Annotated in this window: 14 protein-coding genes; 6 read left to right on the forward strand and 8 right to left on the reverse strand. The window is 57.1% G+C overall.

Annotated elements, in window-relative coordinates; genetic code table 11:
• Positions 1-128: 128 nt before the first annotated feature.
• Complete coding sequence (locus NFS35_RS16680; protein WP_251208260.1) at positions 129-2,231, forward strand: beta-galactosidase; 2,103 nt, start codon at positions 129-131, stop codon at positions 2,229-2,231.
• A 112-nt stretch (positions 2,232-2,343) separates the two neighbouring features.
• Here the strand turns inward: NFS35_RS16680 and NFS35_RS16685 are convergent, their stop codons facing one another.
• Both NFS35_RS16685 and NFS35_RS16690 read right to left on the reverse strand, forming a co-directional pair.
• The gene (locus NFS35_RS16685; RefSeq protein ID WP_251208261.1) at positions 2,344-3,756 is read right to left on the reverse strand and encodes a 3-phosphoshikimate 1-carboxyvinyltransferase; all 1,413 of its coding nucleotides are present in this window, start codon (positions 3,754-3,756) and stop codon (positions 2,344-2,346) included.
• A 21-nt stretch (positions 3,757-3,777) separates the two neighbouring features.
• On the reverse strand, positions 3,778-4,029 hold the full coding sequence (locus NFS35_RS16690; RefSeq protein ID WP_251208262.1) for a kinase to dihydroxyacetone kinase: 252 nt from the start codon (positions 4,027-4,029) through the stop codon (positions 3,778-3,780).
• Between the two features lie 219 nt (positions 4,030-4,248).
• Here NFS35_RS16690 and NFS35_RS30040 point away from each other — a divergent pair, with 219 nt between their 5' ends.
• Entirely contained in the window at positions 4,249-6,150 is a 1,902-nt protein-coding gene (locus tag NFS35_RS30040) for a cation:proton antiporter domain-containing protein (RefSeq protein WP_251208263.1), read from the forward strand.
• Positions 6,151-6,933: an HAD family hydrolase gene (locus tag NFS35_RS16700; protein WP_251208264.1), complete on the forward strand. Its 783-nt coding sequence runs from the start codon at positions 6,151-6,153 to the stop codon at positions 6,931-6,933.
• Positions 6,934-6,978: 45 nt separating this feature from the next.
• On the opposite strand, the gene NFS35_RS16705 is transcribed toward NFS35_RS16700, so the two are convergent.
• Positions 6,979-7,857: a helix-turn-helix domain-containing protein gene (locus NFS35_RS16705; protein WP_251208265.1), complete on the reverse strand. Its 879-nt coding sequence runs from the start codon at positions 7,855-7,857 to the stop codon at positions 6,979-6,981.
• Between the two features lie 212 nt (positions 7,858-8,069).
• On the opposite strand from NFS35_RS16705, the gene NFS35_RS16710 reads away from it, so the two are divergent.
• On the forward strand, positions 8,070-10,016 hold the full coding sequence (locus tag NFS35_RS16710) for a glycoside hydrolase family 127 protein (protein WP_251208266.1): 1,947 nt from the start codon (positions 8,070-8,072) through the stop codon (positions 10,014-10,016).
• A gap of 156 nt (positions 10,017-10,172) precedes the next feature.
• Here the strand turns inward: NFS35_RS16710 and NFS35_RS16715 are convergent, their stop codons facing one another.
• Genes NFS35_RS16715 through NFS35_RS16730 form a run of 4 tightly spaced genes read right to left on the reverse strand, consistent with a single transcriptional unit; the run spans position 10,173 to position 12,900 of the window.
• The gene (locus tag NFS35_RS16715) at positions 10,173-10,550 is read right to left on the reverse strand and encodes a hypothetical protein (RefSeq protein WP_251208267.1); all 378 of its coding nucleotides are present in this window, start codon (positions 10,548-10,550) and stop codon (positions 10,173-10,175) included.
• 51 nt (positions 10,551-10,601) lie between these two features.
• A complete protein-coding gene (locus NFS35_RS16720) occupies positions 10,602-11,405 on the reverse strand; it encodes an ABC transporter permease (protein WP_251208268.1) in 804 nt (267 codons plus the stop codon).
• A complete protein-coding gene (locus NFS35_RS16725; protein WP_251208269.1) occupies positions 11,402-12,148 on the reverse strand; it encodes an ABC transporter permease in 747 nt (248 codons plus the stop codon). Before NFS35_RS16725 ends, NFS35_RS16720 begins: the two co-directional genes overlap by 4 nt.
• On the reverse strand, positions 12,145-12,900 hold the full coding sequence (locus NFS35_RS16730) for an ABC transporter ATP-binding protein (protein ID WP_251208311.1): 756 nt from the start codon (positions 12,898-12,900) through the stop codon (positions 12,145-12,147). Before NFS35_RS16730 ends, NFS35_RS16725 begins: the two co-directional genes overlap by 4 nt.
• A 267-nt stretch (positions 12,901-13,167) precedes the next feature.
• Here NFS35_RS16730 and NFS35_RS16735 point away from each other — a divergent pair, with 267 nt between their 5' ends.
• Positions 13,168-13,887 (forward strand): response regulator transcription factor, encoded by a 720-nt coding sequence (locus NFS35_RS16735; protein WP_251208270.1) that lies wholly within the window; start codon positions 13,168-13,170, stop codon positions 13,885-13,887.
• Complete coding sequence (locus tag NFS35_RS16740; RefSeq protein ID WP_251208271.1) at positions 13,884-15,272, forward strand: sensor histidine kinase; 1,389 nt, start codon at positions 13,884-13,886, stop codon at positions 15,270-15,272. Before NFS35_RS16735 ends, NFS35_RS16740 begins: the two co-directional genes overlap by 4 nt.
• A 66-nt stretch (positions 15,273-15,338) precedes the next feature.
• Here the strand turns inward: NFS35_RS16740 and NFS35_RS16745 are convergent, their stop codons facing one another.
• On the reverse strand, positions 15,339-16,445 hold the full coding sequence (locus NFS35_RS16745; protein ID WP_251208272.1) for a hypothetical protein: 1,107 nt from the start codon (positions 16,443-16,445) through the stop codon (positions 15,339-15,341).
• Between the last annotated feature and the right edge of the window lie 105 nt (positions 16,446-16,550).

Genomic DNA, 16,550 nt, shown 5'->3' on the forward strand with positions numbered 1-16,550 from the left:
AAGTATACATTTTTTGGGAAAGAAAAGCAATAGAAAATCCAGGGAAAGCATGGCTGTTGACTTCTGTGGGAAAAGCCTCTATACTGAAAGCAGCGAAATGCGCAAAACCAAAAAGGAGATAGATACATATGGAGAAGAAGATTCTGTTCCCCCAGGTGAAAGGATTCGTCCACGGCGGCGACTACAATCCGGAACAATGGCTGGACAGGCCGGATATTCTTGAAGAGGACGTGCGGCTGATGAAGAAAGCCGGCATCAACAGCGCCAGTGTGGGCATATTTTCCTGGTCCGTCCTGGAGCCCGCGGAGGGAGAATTCCATTTTGAATGGCTGGAGGAAATCATAGACAGGCTGTATGAAAACGGCATCTATACCGTGCTGGCCACGCCCTCCGGCGCCCGGCCGGCATGGCTGGACGAGAAATATCCGGAGGCCATGCGGGTGAACAAAATGGGTCAGCGGGAGCACCACGGAGGCCGTCATAACCACTGTATGAGTTCCCCCGTCTACAGGGAGAAAGTGGCCCTCATAGACCGGAAACTGGCGGAAAAGTTCGGTTCCCATCCCGGCGTGATCATGTATCATATCTCCAATGAATTCAGCGGGGAATGCTATTGTGAGCACTGTATCCGGAGATTCCGCAGCTACCTGGCCGAGAAGTATGACCATGACATCGAGAAGCTCAACAAAGCATGGTGGACCGCGTTCTGGAGCCACAGATACAACAATTTTGACCAGATAGAGCCGCCTTTCATCCACGGCGAGACCAGCGTCATGGGCCTGAACCTGGAGTGGAAGCGCTTTACCACATGGAATACCAATGATTTCATGAAAGCGGAGAGGGACGTGCTGCGCAGCGTGACGCCCCATATCCCGGTGACAGCCAACCTGATGCGGATGTTCGGCGGGCTGGACTACCGGAAGATGGCGCCTGATATGGACGTGGTGTCCTGGGATAATTATCCTATGTTCCACAACGACTGGGAGACCCTGACGGACACCGCCTGGGAGACGGCTTTCCAGCATGCGCTGATGCGTTCTTTAAAACGCGATGTACCGTTCATGATGATGGAGAGCGCGCCGGGCCTGGTGAACTGGCAGGAAGTGAACAAGGTGAAGCGTCCGGGCATCCACAGGCTGGCCTGTGTGCAGGCAGTGGCCTGCGGCTCCGATTCCGTGCAGTATTTTCAGTGGAGGAAAGGGCGCGGCTCCTATGAGCAGTTCCACGGTGCCGTAGTGGATCATATCGGGACGGACGACACGAGGATCTTCAGGGAAGTGGCAGAGGTGGGAGAGCTGCTTAAAAAAATGGCCCCTGCCGCCGGAACGCTTGTAAAGACCAAAGCAGCCATGCTGTTCGACTGGGACAACCGCTGGGCCATCGAGGACATGCAGGGCCTGGGCCGGAAAACGAAAAAACATGAGGAGACCTGTATCAATATCTGGAAAGAATTCTTCCGGCTGGGAGTGGACATGGACATCGTGGGCTCCGATGAGAATCTGGACCGGTATGACCTGGTGGTGGCGCCCATGCTGTATATGCTGCAGCCGGGGACGGCACAGAACCTGAAAGCTTTCGTGGAGAGGGGCGGGCAGCTTCTGGCCACCTATCTGCTGGGGTATGTGGATGCGGATCAGCTCTGCTACCTGGGAGGTTTCCCGGGGGACGGGCTTAAGGATTTGTTCGGCATTGTCAGCGAGGAAATCGACTCTCTGTATCCTGCGGACAGGAATGGTATCGTGGTGACGGATGAGAGACTTTGTGCCGGGCAGGAGATGGGCTGTGCGGACAGCGGCTGCGGCGGACGGGCTGAATCCGGAAAAGTCTGGGAAGTGACAGATTATGCGGAGGTGCTGCGGGTACAGGATGCCCGGGTGCTGGGCGTCTACGCCTCCGATTTCTATCAGGGCACTGCCGCGATGACCTGTAAGAGCCATGGAAAGGGCAATGCCTATTATGTGGCGGCCAGAACCGAGGCGTCCGCAATGCGCCCGCTGTTCGAGCAGATGATGGCGGATGCCGGAATCCCTGTAAGAAAGCTGGCAGAGGGCGTGGAATGCCATGTCAGGAGCGGTGAAGAGGGCGTCTATGAGTTCTATCTGAACTGGAATAAAGAAGAGATGGCCGTTTCCGGCGTAAAAGGCAGGGATATGGTCACCGGCGCGGAAATTACGGATACCCTGACCCTGCCGGGGTATGGCATTGCGGTGGTTAATCTCCTGAGCCGCTGAAAGGCAGTATACAGGGATATTGGAGCCGCAGGATAGATGAATCCATTACAAAAGGGCAGAGCCCCGGAATCGGCATCCGGGGTTCTGCCGCGTCAAAAGCTGACTTATGACATTATGACATGGCCCACCCGGCCACCTGATCCAATACCTCAAAATAGTCTTCAAAGGTCTTGCGGCAGCAGCCGGGATTGGCGATGACGATGCCGGGGCTGCGCAGCCCGGTCAAAGAGAAGCCCATGGCCACCCGATGGTCGTCATAGGTCTCCACGGTGGAGGGCTTCGGCGCGCCCGGGTGAATGGTGATGCTGTCTGTGCGCGCCTCGCAGCGGCAGCCCATCTTTGACAGCTCTGCAGCGATAGCGGCGATGCGGTCGCTCTCCTGGAAACGGATGTGCCCGATGCCGGTGATGGTAGTAGGGGCATCCGCAAAGGGGGCGATGGCAGCCAGGGTAATGGCCTGGTCGGAGCAGGCCGACATATCCGCGGTGATGCCGTGGAACCTTTCCGCCGCCGGAGGCTCCAGCAGGATGCCCCGTGGAGTATCTTTCGCCTGGCAGCCCATCCGTTCCAATATCCGGATGAATTCCACATCCCCCTGGAGGGAATCGAAATGCACATTGTCCACCCGCACCGGGATATGCAGGAGCGGGCACATGGCATAGAAATAGCAGGCGGCGGAGGCGTCAGGCTCTATCTGATAATCCAGGGCCCTGTAATGCTGCCCGGCTTTGGTCAGGAATGTCCTTTCATCCTGCGCCAGGGTCTCCACGCCGAACTGTGCCATCATCTTCCGGGTCATCTCGATGTAGGCCATGCCGTGGGTACCCTCCACGGAAGTGGTAAAGTCCTCTTTGCACAGGCAGGAGGCTATCAGCAGCGCGCTCAGGAACTGGCTGCTTTCATCGATATTGACGCGGATGCTGTTCTTCCGGAAACCGTGGCTCCGCAATGTAAAGGGAAAACTTCCCTTGGGAAAACCTCCCAAAGGAGAGATTTCCCTGGAAAGGTTTTCCGTGAGAGATGCCTCCGGAGGAGCTGCGGAGGAAAGGCTTTCGCCGGTGTCTGCTTCATAGATGACTTCGCAGCCAAGCTCCCTTAAAGAATCGAGCAGCGGCGCCATGGGACGCCTGCGCATCTGCTCTGAGGCATCCATATGGTATACGCCCTGGGAAAGCCCCAGGAACGCTGTCAGAAAGCGGGCTGCGGTTCCGGCGCTCCCCACGTACTGACTGGCCTCGGGGAGAGGGACTGCGCCGCCCATGCCCCTGACATGGATGATGCGCGCCGCCTCGTCCGTCTGCGCCTCGAACCCTAGGTCCTGTATGCATTTCAGAAAATGGCGGGAATCATCGGAAAAAAGGGCTCCCCGCAGAGTGGACATCCCATCCGCCAGCGTAGCCAGCAGAAGAGCGCGGTTGGTGATGCTCTTAGAGCCGGGGACGCTTACCGTGAGAGGAGCGGAAGTTCTTTTTGCTGCAATATTGTCGTATAGATACGGCACAGAATAAGTACTCTGCTTTGTCATGTTCATGTCCTCCTGCGAGCCTTACCCTTTCAGCCCCCGGGCCTGCCTGTCCATATCTTCCACGACGATGTCATGAATCTCGCCCAGAGACGCGCAGTACTCCAGTACCTTCCAGGGCTCGTTGGTATGGAAATGGATTTTGATCAATTCCTCATCACCCACCGCCAGCAGGCAATCACCCTTGAAGTTGTCCGTGAAATATTCCGTAATCCGGTCTTCGTCAAGATTTTCCCCTTCTATCAGCAATTGTGTGTCATATCGAAATTCCAGCATGGCTTTCCCTCCGTATAGTTTGTGTTGAGATTTTATTATCATTATATAGTAGAATGAAGCCATAAATCAAGGCTCTCTTTGCAAAAACAGATTTTTGTATCATCTTGCAGAATGCGCCGCTTGATTCCTCCGGATTGCTGTGCTATACTCGGTATCATCATAAAATATTAAGCATAATGTACAAGGCGGGGCCTGAACAGACGAGGGAGAGCGATGGACATGGTAGATTTTTTGAGTCAGCTGAATACGGAGACGGAGGTGCTCTTGACGCTTTCCATCATATTATTTTCCGGATTCATCCTGACCAGGATGACGAACACACTGAATATGCCGAAAGTAAGCGGCTATATCTTGGCGGGCATTCTGATCGGCCCCTGCTGCCTGAATTTCATCCCGGCGCCCATGATAGAGGGGATGGGCTTCGTGAGCGACCTGGCCCTGGCTTTCATAGCGTTCGGTGTGGGAAAGTTCTTTAAAAAGGAAGTGCTGATGCGGACAGGGAAGAGAATCATCGTCATCACTCTCAGCGAAGCCCTGACGGCGGGGGTGCTGGTGACGGTGGTCCTGAAGCTGGTGTTCCGCCTGAACTGGGAATTCGCGCTGATTTTAGGGGCCATCGCCACGGCCACGGCGCCTGCCAGCACCATGATGACAATCAATCAGTACAAAGCCAGGGGAGAGTTCGTAGATACTTTGCTGCAGATTGTGGCGCTGGACGATGTGGTGTGCCTGCTGGCGTTCAGCATCGTGTCCGCCATCATCAACGGAAATGAGGCGGGAGGGTTCTCTGCCCATGATATCCTGCTCCCCATAGCATACAACCTGCTGGTAATCGTGCTGGGTATCTTCTGCGGATATTTTCTGAGCCGCCTGCTGATTCCGGCTAGGAGCAAGGACAACCGGCTGATTCTGGCCATCGCCATGCTGCTGGGACTGAGCGGCATCTGCGCGGCCATCGATATCTCGCCGCTGTTGTCCTGTATGGTGTTCGGGGCTGTGTACATAAACCTTACAAGGGACAAGAAGCTGTTCCGCCAGATCAACAGTTTCACGCCGCCGGTGATGTCCATTTTCTTCATTGTATCGGGCATGAACCTGGACATCGGGGCTTTGCGGACTGTGGGGGCCATAGGGGTAGGGTATTTTATCGTCCGCATCATCGGAAAGTACATGGGGACTTATATCAGCTGCATGTGCATGAAGACCAGCAGGGAAATCCGCAATTTCATGGGCCTGGCCCTGATTCCCCAGGCGGGAGTGGCCATCGGCCTTGCGTTCCTGGGACAGAGGATGCTGCCGCCGGAGACGGGCAGCATGATGCTGACTATCATATTGTCTTCATCTGTGCTCTATGAGATGGCGGGGCCGGTCAGCGCCAAGGCCGCGCTGCTTCTGTCAGGGAGCATTCCCTATGGGAAAAAGGAGAATCAGGAAGCCGGGGTGGAAACATCGGGTGATATGGCAGAGGAGTCTGCGGAAAGGAGCGCAGCGGGAACGGCAGGAGAGACCGGGGAGGAAACGCCGGCGGATATGGCAGAGGAGCCTCCGGAAGAATCTGCAGTGGCTATAGAGGGGGAGGACACAGAGCGAGTCAGGACGTCAGGAACGGAAACAGATGCGGCATCCGATTCAGAGGAGGGGCTCCCCGCAGACAGCAAAAGGCCGGATTCCGAAGCGGCAGAGGGCGCCGAAAAAGAAGGAAAGGAAAAAACATCCGGGAACCGGAAAAGAGAAGAATCCCGCAAGAAAGCAAAGCATCGGAAAGAATCCGGCAGCCGGGGAAAGGCAAAAAAGGACGCGGCCAAAAAGCGGGAAAAAGTAAAGGAAAATCAGGAAACAGGGCCCGCCCCCCGCAGTGAAGAAGCAGAGGAGAAGCGGTCTTTCGGCAGAGAGACCGTGCAGCAGCGCCCGAAGGGCATTACGGCAGAGCCTGAGATTCCGGAGGAAGAGGAAGAGCTCCACGCCGTCCTGCCGGAGCTGCGGGAATACAGTAAAGAGGCAGAGGAGGGCGATGTCTACGATATTGAAAGGGAATTGAAGCCTCCAAAGCCCGGGAAAAAGAAGAAAGGCAAGAAATCAGTATCCGGAACGAAAGAACGGAAAGGGACAGAGGTGCATTAGATGAAGCTGATATTTTTCGATATTGACGGAACCCTGATTGGCAATGGGACGCATACGCTGGCGGAGAGTACCAGGGAGGCCGTCCGCGGCGCGCGCAGCAACGGCCACATCTGTATCGTCAATACGGGCAGAACCTGGAGGATGGTGGGCGACTGGCTGCCGAATCAGGAGAGGTTCGACGGGTATCTGCTGGGCTGCGGCACCATGGCGCGGTATGGGGAGGAAATCCTCTGGCACAGTACTTTATCGGAGAGGCAGGGACGCCGGATTATGGAGGGGCTGGACCGATATGGCATCGATACGCTGCTGGAGGGAGCGGAGGACATCTATGCCAGGACATTGCCTGAAATTCGGACGGATACTTTCCGCCGCCATATGGGAAAGGGGTTGGCCGGTATCTGCAAAGCCTGGACAGAGGCCCCCGGCCATTTTGACAAGTTTTTCTTCTTCTCGGATGAGGACTGGCGGGCAGAGGGGTTCCGGCAGGAGTTTGGGGAAGAACTTTCTTTCATCGACAGGGAGCAGGGGTTCTGGGAGGTGACGCCTGCGGGCTTTTCCAAGGGCAATGGCATAAGGCTTCTGGCGGAGAGGCTGCGGATTCCCATGGAGGACACGGTGGCTGTGGGCGACAGCAGCAACGATCTGGAGATGCTGCAGTGCGCCGGAACAGGCATCGCCATGGGCAATGCCACACAGGCCCTCCGGGACATTGCGGACTATGTGACCACGGATGTAATGGATGACGGTATTCCGAATGCATTAAAATGGCTGGGCGTCATATAGACGGAAAGCCGTATAGACAGAATGCTATGTGATTTCCCCGGTTCATCAGGCCCGGTTCTTCTTTTTCAGGGAAAAAGCCTCCCGGTAGGCAGTGGCCGTGATGCCCTCGTAGCGTTTGAACAGGCGCATGAAATATTTTTCGTCCCCTATGCCCACTTGTCCGGCAATCTCCGCCAGCGTCAGCTTCGGGGTGGAAGTCAGCAGGTTCTTCGCCACCTGGATGCGCTGCCGGTTTATGTACTCGGTGATGGTGCAGCCACTGCAGCGCTTGAAGACGGAGGTCAGATAGGAGGGATGGTAGCCGAACTTCTCCGCGATGTCCGCCACGGACAGAGTGGTGTCGAAGTTCAGCTGCAGCCATTCCATCAGGTCGGCGATGCCCAGGGGAATCTTCTCGCTGCGCTGCATCAGGTGATGGCGGAAGAAGCATTCGTGGGTCACTTCCAGCAGCAGCGTGCTCTGGGCGTAGCTGCACTGTGTGGAGGACAGGCTGCCCAGCCGCTTGGCCAGGTCCAGGAGCTGCACGAACAGTACATTGACCCGGCTGTTCGGGGACAGGGTGCCGGTCTCCGGAAGGATGTAGCGGGGATGGTTCTCCTCCAGAAAAAGGGCACCGGCCCGGGATTCACTTAAGACAGAGCTGTCTTCCGAACCGAACCGGAAATGAGTCCAGTAGAAGGACAGCTCTCCCTGGGAAGCCCGGGTGCCGAAGTGGCATTCCCCGGGAAACAGCAGCACGAACTGGCCGGGGCCTAAATGATAGCTGCGCTGTCCCGACTGGATGTGCAAAATGCCTTTCGTGACGGAGAGGAACTCACAGGACTGGAGGGTGCGCCTGGCGTGGAGGAACTGGTCTTCGTTGGTGAGGTTGCCCGCGGACAGGAACCGCACCGGTTCGGAGGCATCGGATACCATGTACAACATCTATGATTTGTCCACCTTTCATTGAAAACTGTATGTTGCGATTATTTATGGAAATGATAACATGATTTTAGAGAGAAGACAATTCTTCCGGCGAAAATCGTAATATTTGTGCACATTCGGAAAAGCCGGATTCGCGGCCTTTCCGAAAGGATTCCCATAGTCTGTCTCTGGGGATCAATCAGTGCCGCCAGGCGGCAGAATGGAGGATGGATATGAAAAAAGCAGCAAAAGAGGTAAATGTCAGCCAGGTAAAGGTGGCGGACGGATTCTGGACGGGGATGCAGGAGAAAGTCATAGATGTAGTCATTCCCTTTCAGGAGAAGGTGCTGAACGATGAAGTCCCCGGGGTGGCCAAGAGCCATGCCATCGAGAACTTCCGCATCGCCGCGGGCCTGAGCGAAGGCGAGTTCTACGGGATGGTGTTCCAGGACAGCGATCTGGCGAAATGGCTGGAGGGCGTGGCCTATTCCCTGTCCGTGAAGCCGGACGCGGATCTGGAAGCCAGGGCGGACGGCATCATCGACATCATAGAGAAGGCCCAGCAGCCAGACGGCTACCTGAACACCTATTTCACCATCAAGGAGCCGGAGCACCGCTGGCAGAACCTCCACGAGTGCCACGAACTCTACTGCGCGGGCCATATGATGGAGGCGGCTGTGGCTTATTTTGACGTCACCGGGAAGGATAAGCTTCTGCATGTGATGGAGCGCATGGCTGACCATATCATCGACAGGTTCGGGCCGGAGGAGGACAAGGAGCACGGCATCCCCGGACACCAGGAGGTGGAGATCGGCCTGATGAAGCTCTACCGCGCCACCGGGAAAGAAAAATACATGGACATGGCGAAATATTTCCTGGAGGAGCGGGGCAAGAACCCGGACTATTTCCATCAGGAGAAGCTGAAGAGGGGCTGGCAGCACTGGGGGCAGTACAGCATCGAAGCCATGGACGTGACCTACAACCAGGCCCATGAGCCCATCTACGACCAGAAGGAGGCGGTGGGCCACGCCGTCCGCGCCCTGTACATGTACACCGCCATGGCGGATCTGGCCGGGACGGACGGGGACGAAAGGCTCTGTCAGGCCTGCCGGACGCTGTGGGACAATGTGGTGAACAAGAAGATGTACATCACCGGCGCCCTGGGCGGGAATCCGGAGGGGGAGGCGTTCTCCAACAACTATGAGCTGCCCAACGACATGGCTTACGCGGAGACCTGTGCTTCCATCGCCATGGTGTTCTTCGCCCACCGGATGCTGGAGATGGAGATGGACGGCGCTTACGCGGACATCATGGAGAAAGAACTGTACAACAGCACGATCAGCGGCATGCAGCTGGACGGGAAGAAGTATTTCTATGTGAACCCCCTGGAGTGCGAGCCGGGTGTGTCCGGAAAGCTCTTCGGGTATCAGCACTCCCTGCCGGTAAGACCCGGCTGGTACGCCTGCGCCTGCTGCCCGCCCAACCTGGTGCGGCTGGTGACCTCTTTGGGGCAGTACTGCTGGAGCGAGAATGACTCCACCGTCTACTCCCACCTGATGATCGGACAGAGGGCGCAGCTTGAGAAGGCGGAGGTGACGGTGGAGACCAGATACCCTTGGGAGGGGAAGGCGGCCTATGTCATCGCGCCGAAGACGGCGCAGGCGTTCACGCTTGCCATCCACATTCCTTACTATGTGAAGCCAAAGGACAGCCGGGTCAGCCTTACCGTGAACGGGGAGAAGCTGGATGTGGCCGCGCTGCTGAAGAAGGGCTATGTATACATCACCAGAAGCTGGGCCCCGGGCGACAGGGTAGAGCTGAATTTCCCCATGGAGGTGCGCAAGGCTTATGCCAACCAGCATGTGCGCGAGGACGCGGGCTGCGTGGCGCTGCTGCGGGGGCCCGTGGTGTACTGCTTCGAGGGCGTGGACAACGGGGAGCTGATTCAGAGTCTGCGGATTCCGAAGGAGCTGAAGGCGGAAAGCTATGTCTGCGAGGAGGGCGTGCTGAAAGGGAACGTGCTCTTAAAGATAGAGGGCTATCGCATGGTGGGAAGCGACGCACTGTACAGCGAGGAGCCGCCGGTGAAGGAAAAGGCCCGGCTGACTGCCATCCCTTATTATGCCTGGGCCAACCGGGGCGAGAACCAGATGCGGGTGTGGATGCAGGAGGAACCGTGAACTTGCCGTCCCGTCGAATGTCAGGTGTGGAACCTGCGCATGTTTTAAGAAGAAAAAATCAGCGGCTCCCTGCGGCATGATTGCCGGAGGGAGCCGCTGGCGTTACGGAAACCGCCGCGAAAGCACAGTGCGGTCTGCCGGACGGCATCGCCTGTTTCAGCTGTTTGCAAATGGCAGCGTCCCCTGATATGCCATCAATGCGAAAGCGATGACGCCGCCCAGGGCATAGATGCCGTTTATGACCACGCAGATTTTCATAAGCGTATGCTGTACCTTTCCCTTTGCATAGACTACAGCGGTGAATACCCCGCTGAAGACCATAAACGCGGCATAGCAGGAAATCATGATTGCCGCCGTAGGGGACTCCAGCGCCCAGGGGAAGCTGCGCAGGGGCAGAATTGTCCAGGGGATGAAGAGCATCAGGGCGCAGATGGCTGTCAGGATTATCTGTTTCGGGTTATTTTTCATATCGGATACCATTCCTTTCTGTTGCCTGCCGGTTCCATGGCAGGAATTTTTGTATAAGTAGTGCATATCTGTCGCTTCCGCAGCATTGCAGGCGCCGGGACGCAGCCCTGATATTCTTCACAGGGAGTCCGAATTCCGCTCTGCCGTGCCGTACCGGGCGCAGGCAATCGCCAGGCTGAAAACCGTGACGCATATGCCGATGGGGAGCATGGGAATCAGCTGTATCTCCGCGCCGAAGACATCCGGAGCTATCCGTCCGTACTCTGTCATCAGGATATAGAACGGATAGTCCGGCGGATAGCTGTACCAGATTTCCGTATTCAGCATCAGCACCGAGGGGACGATAGACGCGAGCCCCAGCCCTGCGGAGAAGATGGGAGTCCGTATCAAAATGCTGAGCATCCAGTAGATGGCTGCCGCAGGCACCGCGGCAAGGTAAATCAGGGAGGCGCAGCGGCACACATAGGAGAGCGGCAGCAGGAAATCATAAGCATACAGCTTAGAGGCCAGCAGGGCGGAGCCGTAATAGGTTGCTATGGACAGCACCAGCTGCACGGCAGCCAGGACGATCGTCACCAGGAACTTTGCCAGGCACAGCTTCGCGGTGCTGACGGGAAGGGTCAGGCATTTGACCAGGCCTCTGCTGCGGATCTCCGTCTGGCTCAGCAGTACGGTGCAGACGATCAGCATGGCGGGAATCATGAACCAGGCTAGCCCCATGTAGCCCTGGATGAAATAATTGTGCTCCGGGGAGATGTCAAAAGGATTTACAAGGAAATTCACATTGGCGTTCATGGCGGAGGGCAGCCACATCATGACTGCGGGAATCAGCAGAATCCAGAAAATCCCGGAGCGGCGTATTTTCAGCATCTCCACGCCGAAGAGAGAGAACAGGTTCAAAGGTCGGTATTCGTTCTTCATGAGAAACACCTCCTGATATTGTGATAAATGCGCTCCGCGGCGCAGAACAAAAGGACCTCCCCCAGGCACAGGGCGCACATCCACAGGGCTTCCCTGCCGGAAAACTGGTGCAGCATCCGGTAAGGGGACGCAAAGGGCATCAGCGCCACGGCCGCGCTGCCCTGGGGCAGCATGGAGGAAAAGAACACCAGTATCACGCCTGCCCCCAGACTGATCCACATATTCTGGCACATGGAAGAGAGGAACAGCATGGCCGCCGCGGTAGGCAGCAGGAGTACAAGCTCGAATGCCAATCCGGCAAGCAGCTGCCTGCCGGCGCCCGCGCTGTCCGAAAACCAGTGGGCCCGGCACAGCAACAGGGAAAGCGCCTCGATGCAAAGGGGCAGCAGGCAGGAGACGGCCAGTATCGTAAGCTTTCCCAGAAACAGACATAAGGGGCGCATGGGCAGGGACCTGGCCTTCTGGATGCCGTTGTCCGCGTATTCGGTGTGGTAGAGGATACAGGCCCCGCACACCACCAGGAAGATGTTCAGCTGGGCCATCAGCTGCCAGTTGGCATCCATCAGGATGCGGAAAGGGCTCCCGGACTGAGAGGTGAAGGACTCCGCCCGCACGGCCATGTTGACGGCCGGCACCAGGGCTCCAAGCAGGCCTCCGCCCAGGAAGGCGGGACAGAACCCGGTCCGCCGGAGCTTGCGCGTCTCAAGGAAAGGCTGCAGGAAAGGGACTCTCGTTCCGCTCATATGCGCTCACCTCGATTCCGGTTGTCCATATCGATCAGGGACAGGAAGGTTTCCTCCAGATTGTAGGTGGGGAGACCGGCGTTTTCGGCAGTGCGCTTCAGGGCGTCCATGGTTCCCTCGAACAGCAGCCGGCCGTGGTTCAGGATGCCGAAGTCGTCGGCCATCAGCTCTACCTCCGGCAGCAGGTGGGAGGACACCAGCACGGTGCAGTCGTACTTTTCCGGCAGGGAGCGCACCAGGGTGCGTATCTCGTGGATGCCGATGGGATCCAGCCCGTTGGTGGGCTCATCCAGAATCAGAATGGGCGGATGGCCCAGCAGGGCGCCGGCCAGCCCCAGGCGCTGCTTCATGCCCAGGGAATATTTCTTTGCCTGGCGCTTCCTGTGCTCCGTCAGCCCTGTCAGTTCCAGGGCATCGGCCACGGCGGATTTGGGCAGCTGCAGGATGCGGCGCAGGATTTCCAGGTTCTCCTCCCCGGTGAGGTTCCCGTAGAAAGCGGGGGCTTCTATAAAGGAACCCATGTCCCGGAGGATGGCGATTCGGTCTTTCGGGTAGCTCTTCCGGTTGATATGGAAGCTTCCGGAAGTGGGCTTCGCCAGCCCCAGGAGCATTTTCATGGTGGTGGACTTCCCGGCGCCGTTGGGGCCCAGGAAGCCGTAGACGCTGCCTTTTTTGATATGCAGGTTCAGGTGGGATACGGCGGTGAAGTCGCCGTAGGTTTTTGTCAGGTTCTGTGTTTCAATGATGTTCATTTCGCTCATGTCAGACTCCTTTTTTTGATTGTCGGTGACGGCAGAGAATCCGCCAGGCGCTCTCTGCCGCTTCGCGTCTGGTTTCGGAAGTTGCCCGGAACCACGGCGCTTTTTGTTTACCGGTTAAGGCCAGTATAATATCCCGGGCTTACGGGAACCTTTCAGCTGCCTTACATTTACCTTACATTTTGATTTTCGGCAGGGAGGATGGGGGAAAATATGCTATAATTTTTTTATAAGAACATAAAATACGGAAAGGAGAACTCCATGGGATATGAATATCTGAGGAAAAAAAGGATTCTGCTGGTAGACGATGAAGAGCAGCTGCGGGACATGGTGTCATCCATGCTGACCCAGGAGGGCTATACACAGGTGCGGACGGCGGGGAATATGGCGGAGGCCCTTGATGCGGCGGAGGCCTGGAAACCGGAATTGGCCATACTGGACGTGATGCTGCCGGACGGGGACGGTTTTTCGCTGCTGCAGAGGCTGCGGGAGACGACGGATGTGCCTGTATTGTTTCTCACAGCCAGAGGAGAGGACGAGGACAAATTCCGGGGCTTCGGGCTGGGGGCGGACGACTATGTGGTGAAGCCTTTTCTGCCCAGAGAGCTGATGTTTCGAGTATCGGCTCTGCTGCGCCGCAGCTATAGGGAAGAGTGTCCAAGGGTGCGGCTGGCGGCCTGCGAGCTGGACTTCGAGCGGGCGGAAGTGATCAAGGGGGAGGAGCGCCTGTCCCTGACCGCCAAGGAGTTTGAACTGCTGAATGTCCTGTACCGCAACGCGGGCCGCATCGTCACCATAGACGGGCTGTGCGAGGCCGCGTGGGGCGACAATCCTTACGGCTACGAGAATTCCCTCATGGCCCATATCCGGCGCATCCGTGAAAAAATAGAGGAAAATCCGTCAAAACCGGTCTCCCTGCTGACCGTGAAAGGGCTGGGCTATAAGCTGGTGCTGGCGGAAAAACAGGGGAGAGATTCATGAAAAGAACGATGCGTTTAATCAGACGTTTCCTGATGCTTGCGCTGGGAATCGGACCTATTCTGCTGATACTGAATCTGGCGCTTTTCATCGCCTTTACCTGGCGGGAGAAAAGCGGCGGAGGCGGCTGGGACGCGGCGAAAGAGGTGGGAGAGGAGCTCGCCCTGAAGGAGGACGGCTCCTGGAGTTTATCTGATGTTGGCGAACAGATATTGACGGAATACCGTGCATGGGGAATCCTGGTGGAAAACGGGACGGGAGATGTAATCTGGCACAGCGGGGACCTCCCGGAGGAAATTCCGCTGCATTATTCCCTGTCGGAGATTTCCTGGTATACCAGAGGCTATATAGCGGATTATCCTACCACGGTGGGGGCCAGGGGGGATGATCTGGTGATTCTGGGACATCCCAAAGATGCCTACTGGAAACTGCTGTGGAATAGTTTTGACTACGATATCATCGCCGGAATGCCAAGGATGATTCTGAGCTTTCTGGGGATGAACGCGGTTCTGATTTTTGTCATCTATATGATACTGGCTACCCGCATCCTGCGGTCCGTGAAGCCCGTGGTGCAGGGCATGGAGGCGCTGCCGGAAAGGGAGGTCTATGTCGGGGAGGAAGGGTTTCTGGCGGAAGTGGCCGCCGCGGTGAACCGGGTGAACGAGAAGCTGCGCGCTCAGGAGAGGAATCTGCGGAAAAAGGAGAACGCCCGGGCGGGCTGGATATCGGGCATTTCACATGATATCAGGACGCCTCTGACCATGGTGATGGGATATGCGGCGGAGATAGAGGAGGACGCCTCGCTGCCTGTGGACACAAGGCGGAAAGCGGAGGTCATCCGGCGGCAGAGCCTCAAGATGAAAGAGCTGGTGGGCAACCTGAACCTTGCCTCCAAACTGGAATACCAGATGCAGCCGGTGAAGACAGAGACTGTGAACCTGGCAGCAGTGCTGAGACAGGCAGTGGCGGATTTCGTGAATCTGGATTTGGACGGGAAATACCCTGTGGACTTTGACTGTGATGAAAAAACGGATAAATATATTCTTCAGGGCGATAAGGAGCTGCTTCAGAGAGCCGTCTGCAATGTCCTGACCAATTCCCAGCTGCACAATCCGGAGGGCTGCCATATCGGTGTGAATCTGCACAGGGAGGCGGGAGCGGCCCATATCGTTCTGGAGGACGATGGAACCGGCGTCACCGACGAACAGCTGGCGGCGCTGCAAAGTACGCCCCACTATATGATGGACAGCGGAAACGGTTCGCAGCTCCGGCACGGCCTGGGGCTGGTAATCGTGCGCCAGATTGCGGCTGCCCATGGGGGATGGGTGCGGCTGGATCATGGAGAAAACGGGGGATTTCTGGTGGAGATTGTACTGAAATGCCTGTAGACGGCAGCGGACAGAATGCGGGTATGGAGACGCTCCGCGGCCATGTCCGGCAGTCGCCCGCAGAAATCATATGCTCCGGTAGATGCACAGGGAATCCGACAGCTTCAGGGTATCTATGGATTCCCTGCCGCCATGGGTTTTCCGGTAAAGCTGCAGCGTGCCGATGCCGCCGCCCCCCGCCCAGAGAGGCTGACTCTCTTTCCGGCCGTCTGGGTCTTCGTATTGCAGATTCAGCATTTCTTTCTTGGCGCAGCTGCCGGAAAGCTTGACGACTATGTCCTTGTTCTGCGCCAGCACATGCCAGATGAAGCGCTTGCCGGTCTCTTTAGTCTCCCACTTGCAGCGGGTGAACTGGAAATCCTCCCCTTGGCAGGTCAGCTGCAGCATCAGGCGGGGGCGCAGGGGGAACAGGAGGAATCTCGGGCGCAGGCAGTTCAGGGCCACCACGCAGCGGCGCGCCTCCTGACCGGTGCGATTGCTTACAAGTTTCCCGCAGGCGAACTGGAACCAGGGCTTGCCCATGCTGCGGCCCCAGTGCTTGTCCGCATAGCCGTGGCCTGATTCGGGGGTCACCTCATAGGGCACGCCGTCCACCGTGACGCTGCCCTGAAAAAGGCTGAGGATTCCCTCCCCGTGCCAGAAGCTGTCCAGCCTGCGGAAAGCCTCGGAGAATTTGCCGCCTAATCTGCCTGTGTGGCAGGAGACGATCTTCTGTACCCCTATGTCCCATTCCATGCATCCCGCGTCCGTCATGCGGGAGCGGTGTCTGGCCTCTCGCGGCGTCACTTCCATGGAGCCTGCAATCCTGTCTTCACTGTAGAGGAAACGCCCTGTTTTGGGGTCGTCTATCTGCATGACAAGGGGGCTGCCCGTGGCCTGCAGGGCGGACACCGGATAGAAAGCGTGGAACTGCCTGCCGCCGTTCCCCTCCTCATCGGGAAAGACGCCGGCCTTTATCATCACATAGGAGGGCTTCATGCCCCTTTTTTTAAAATAAGGATGCTGGCCTAAAATGGGCCGGGATGCCCCCGCGGCGGGATTGATGATAAAGAATTCCACAAAAAAAGTACGGGTCTGCCCTGTCCCGGGCTGTACGCCGGAGAAAGAGTGCCACCAGCGCATATAGCCTCTTTTGGACAGGGAGCCTCGCAGCATATGTGAATTTCTGACCAAATCCGACAGATTCATCCTTTGTTCTTCGCCTCGCTTCTTCGGTGGGGGATTCTCTGATGAGCTGCCAAGTCAATATCATAACAATATTTTGTAGCAGATAAAGGT

Source organism: Acetatifactor aquisgranensis (assembly GCF_943193215.1).
GTDB classification, from domain to species: Bacteria; Bacillota; Clostridia; order Lachnospirales; family Lachnospiraceae; genus Acetatifactor; species Acetatifactor aquisgranensis.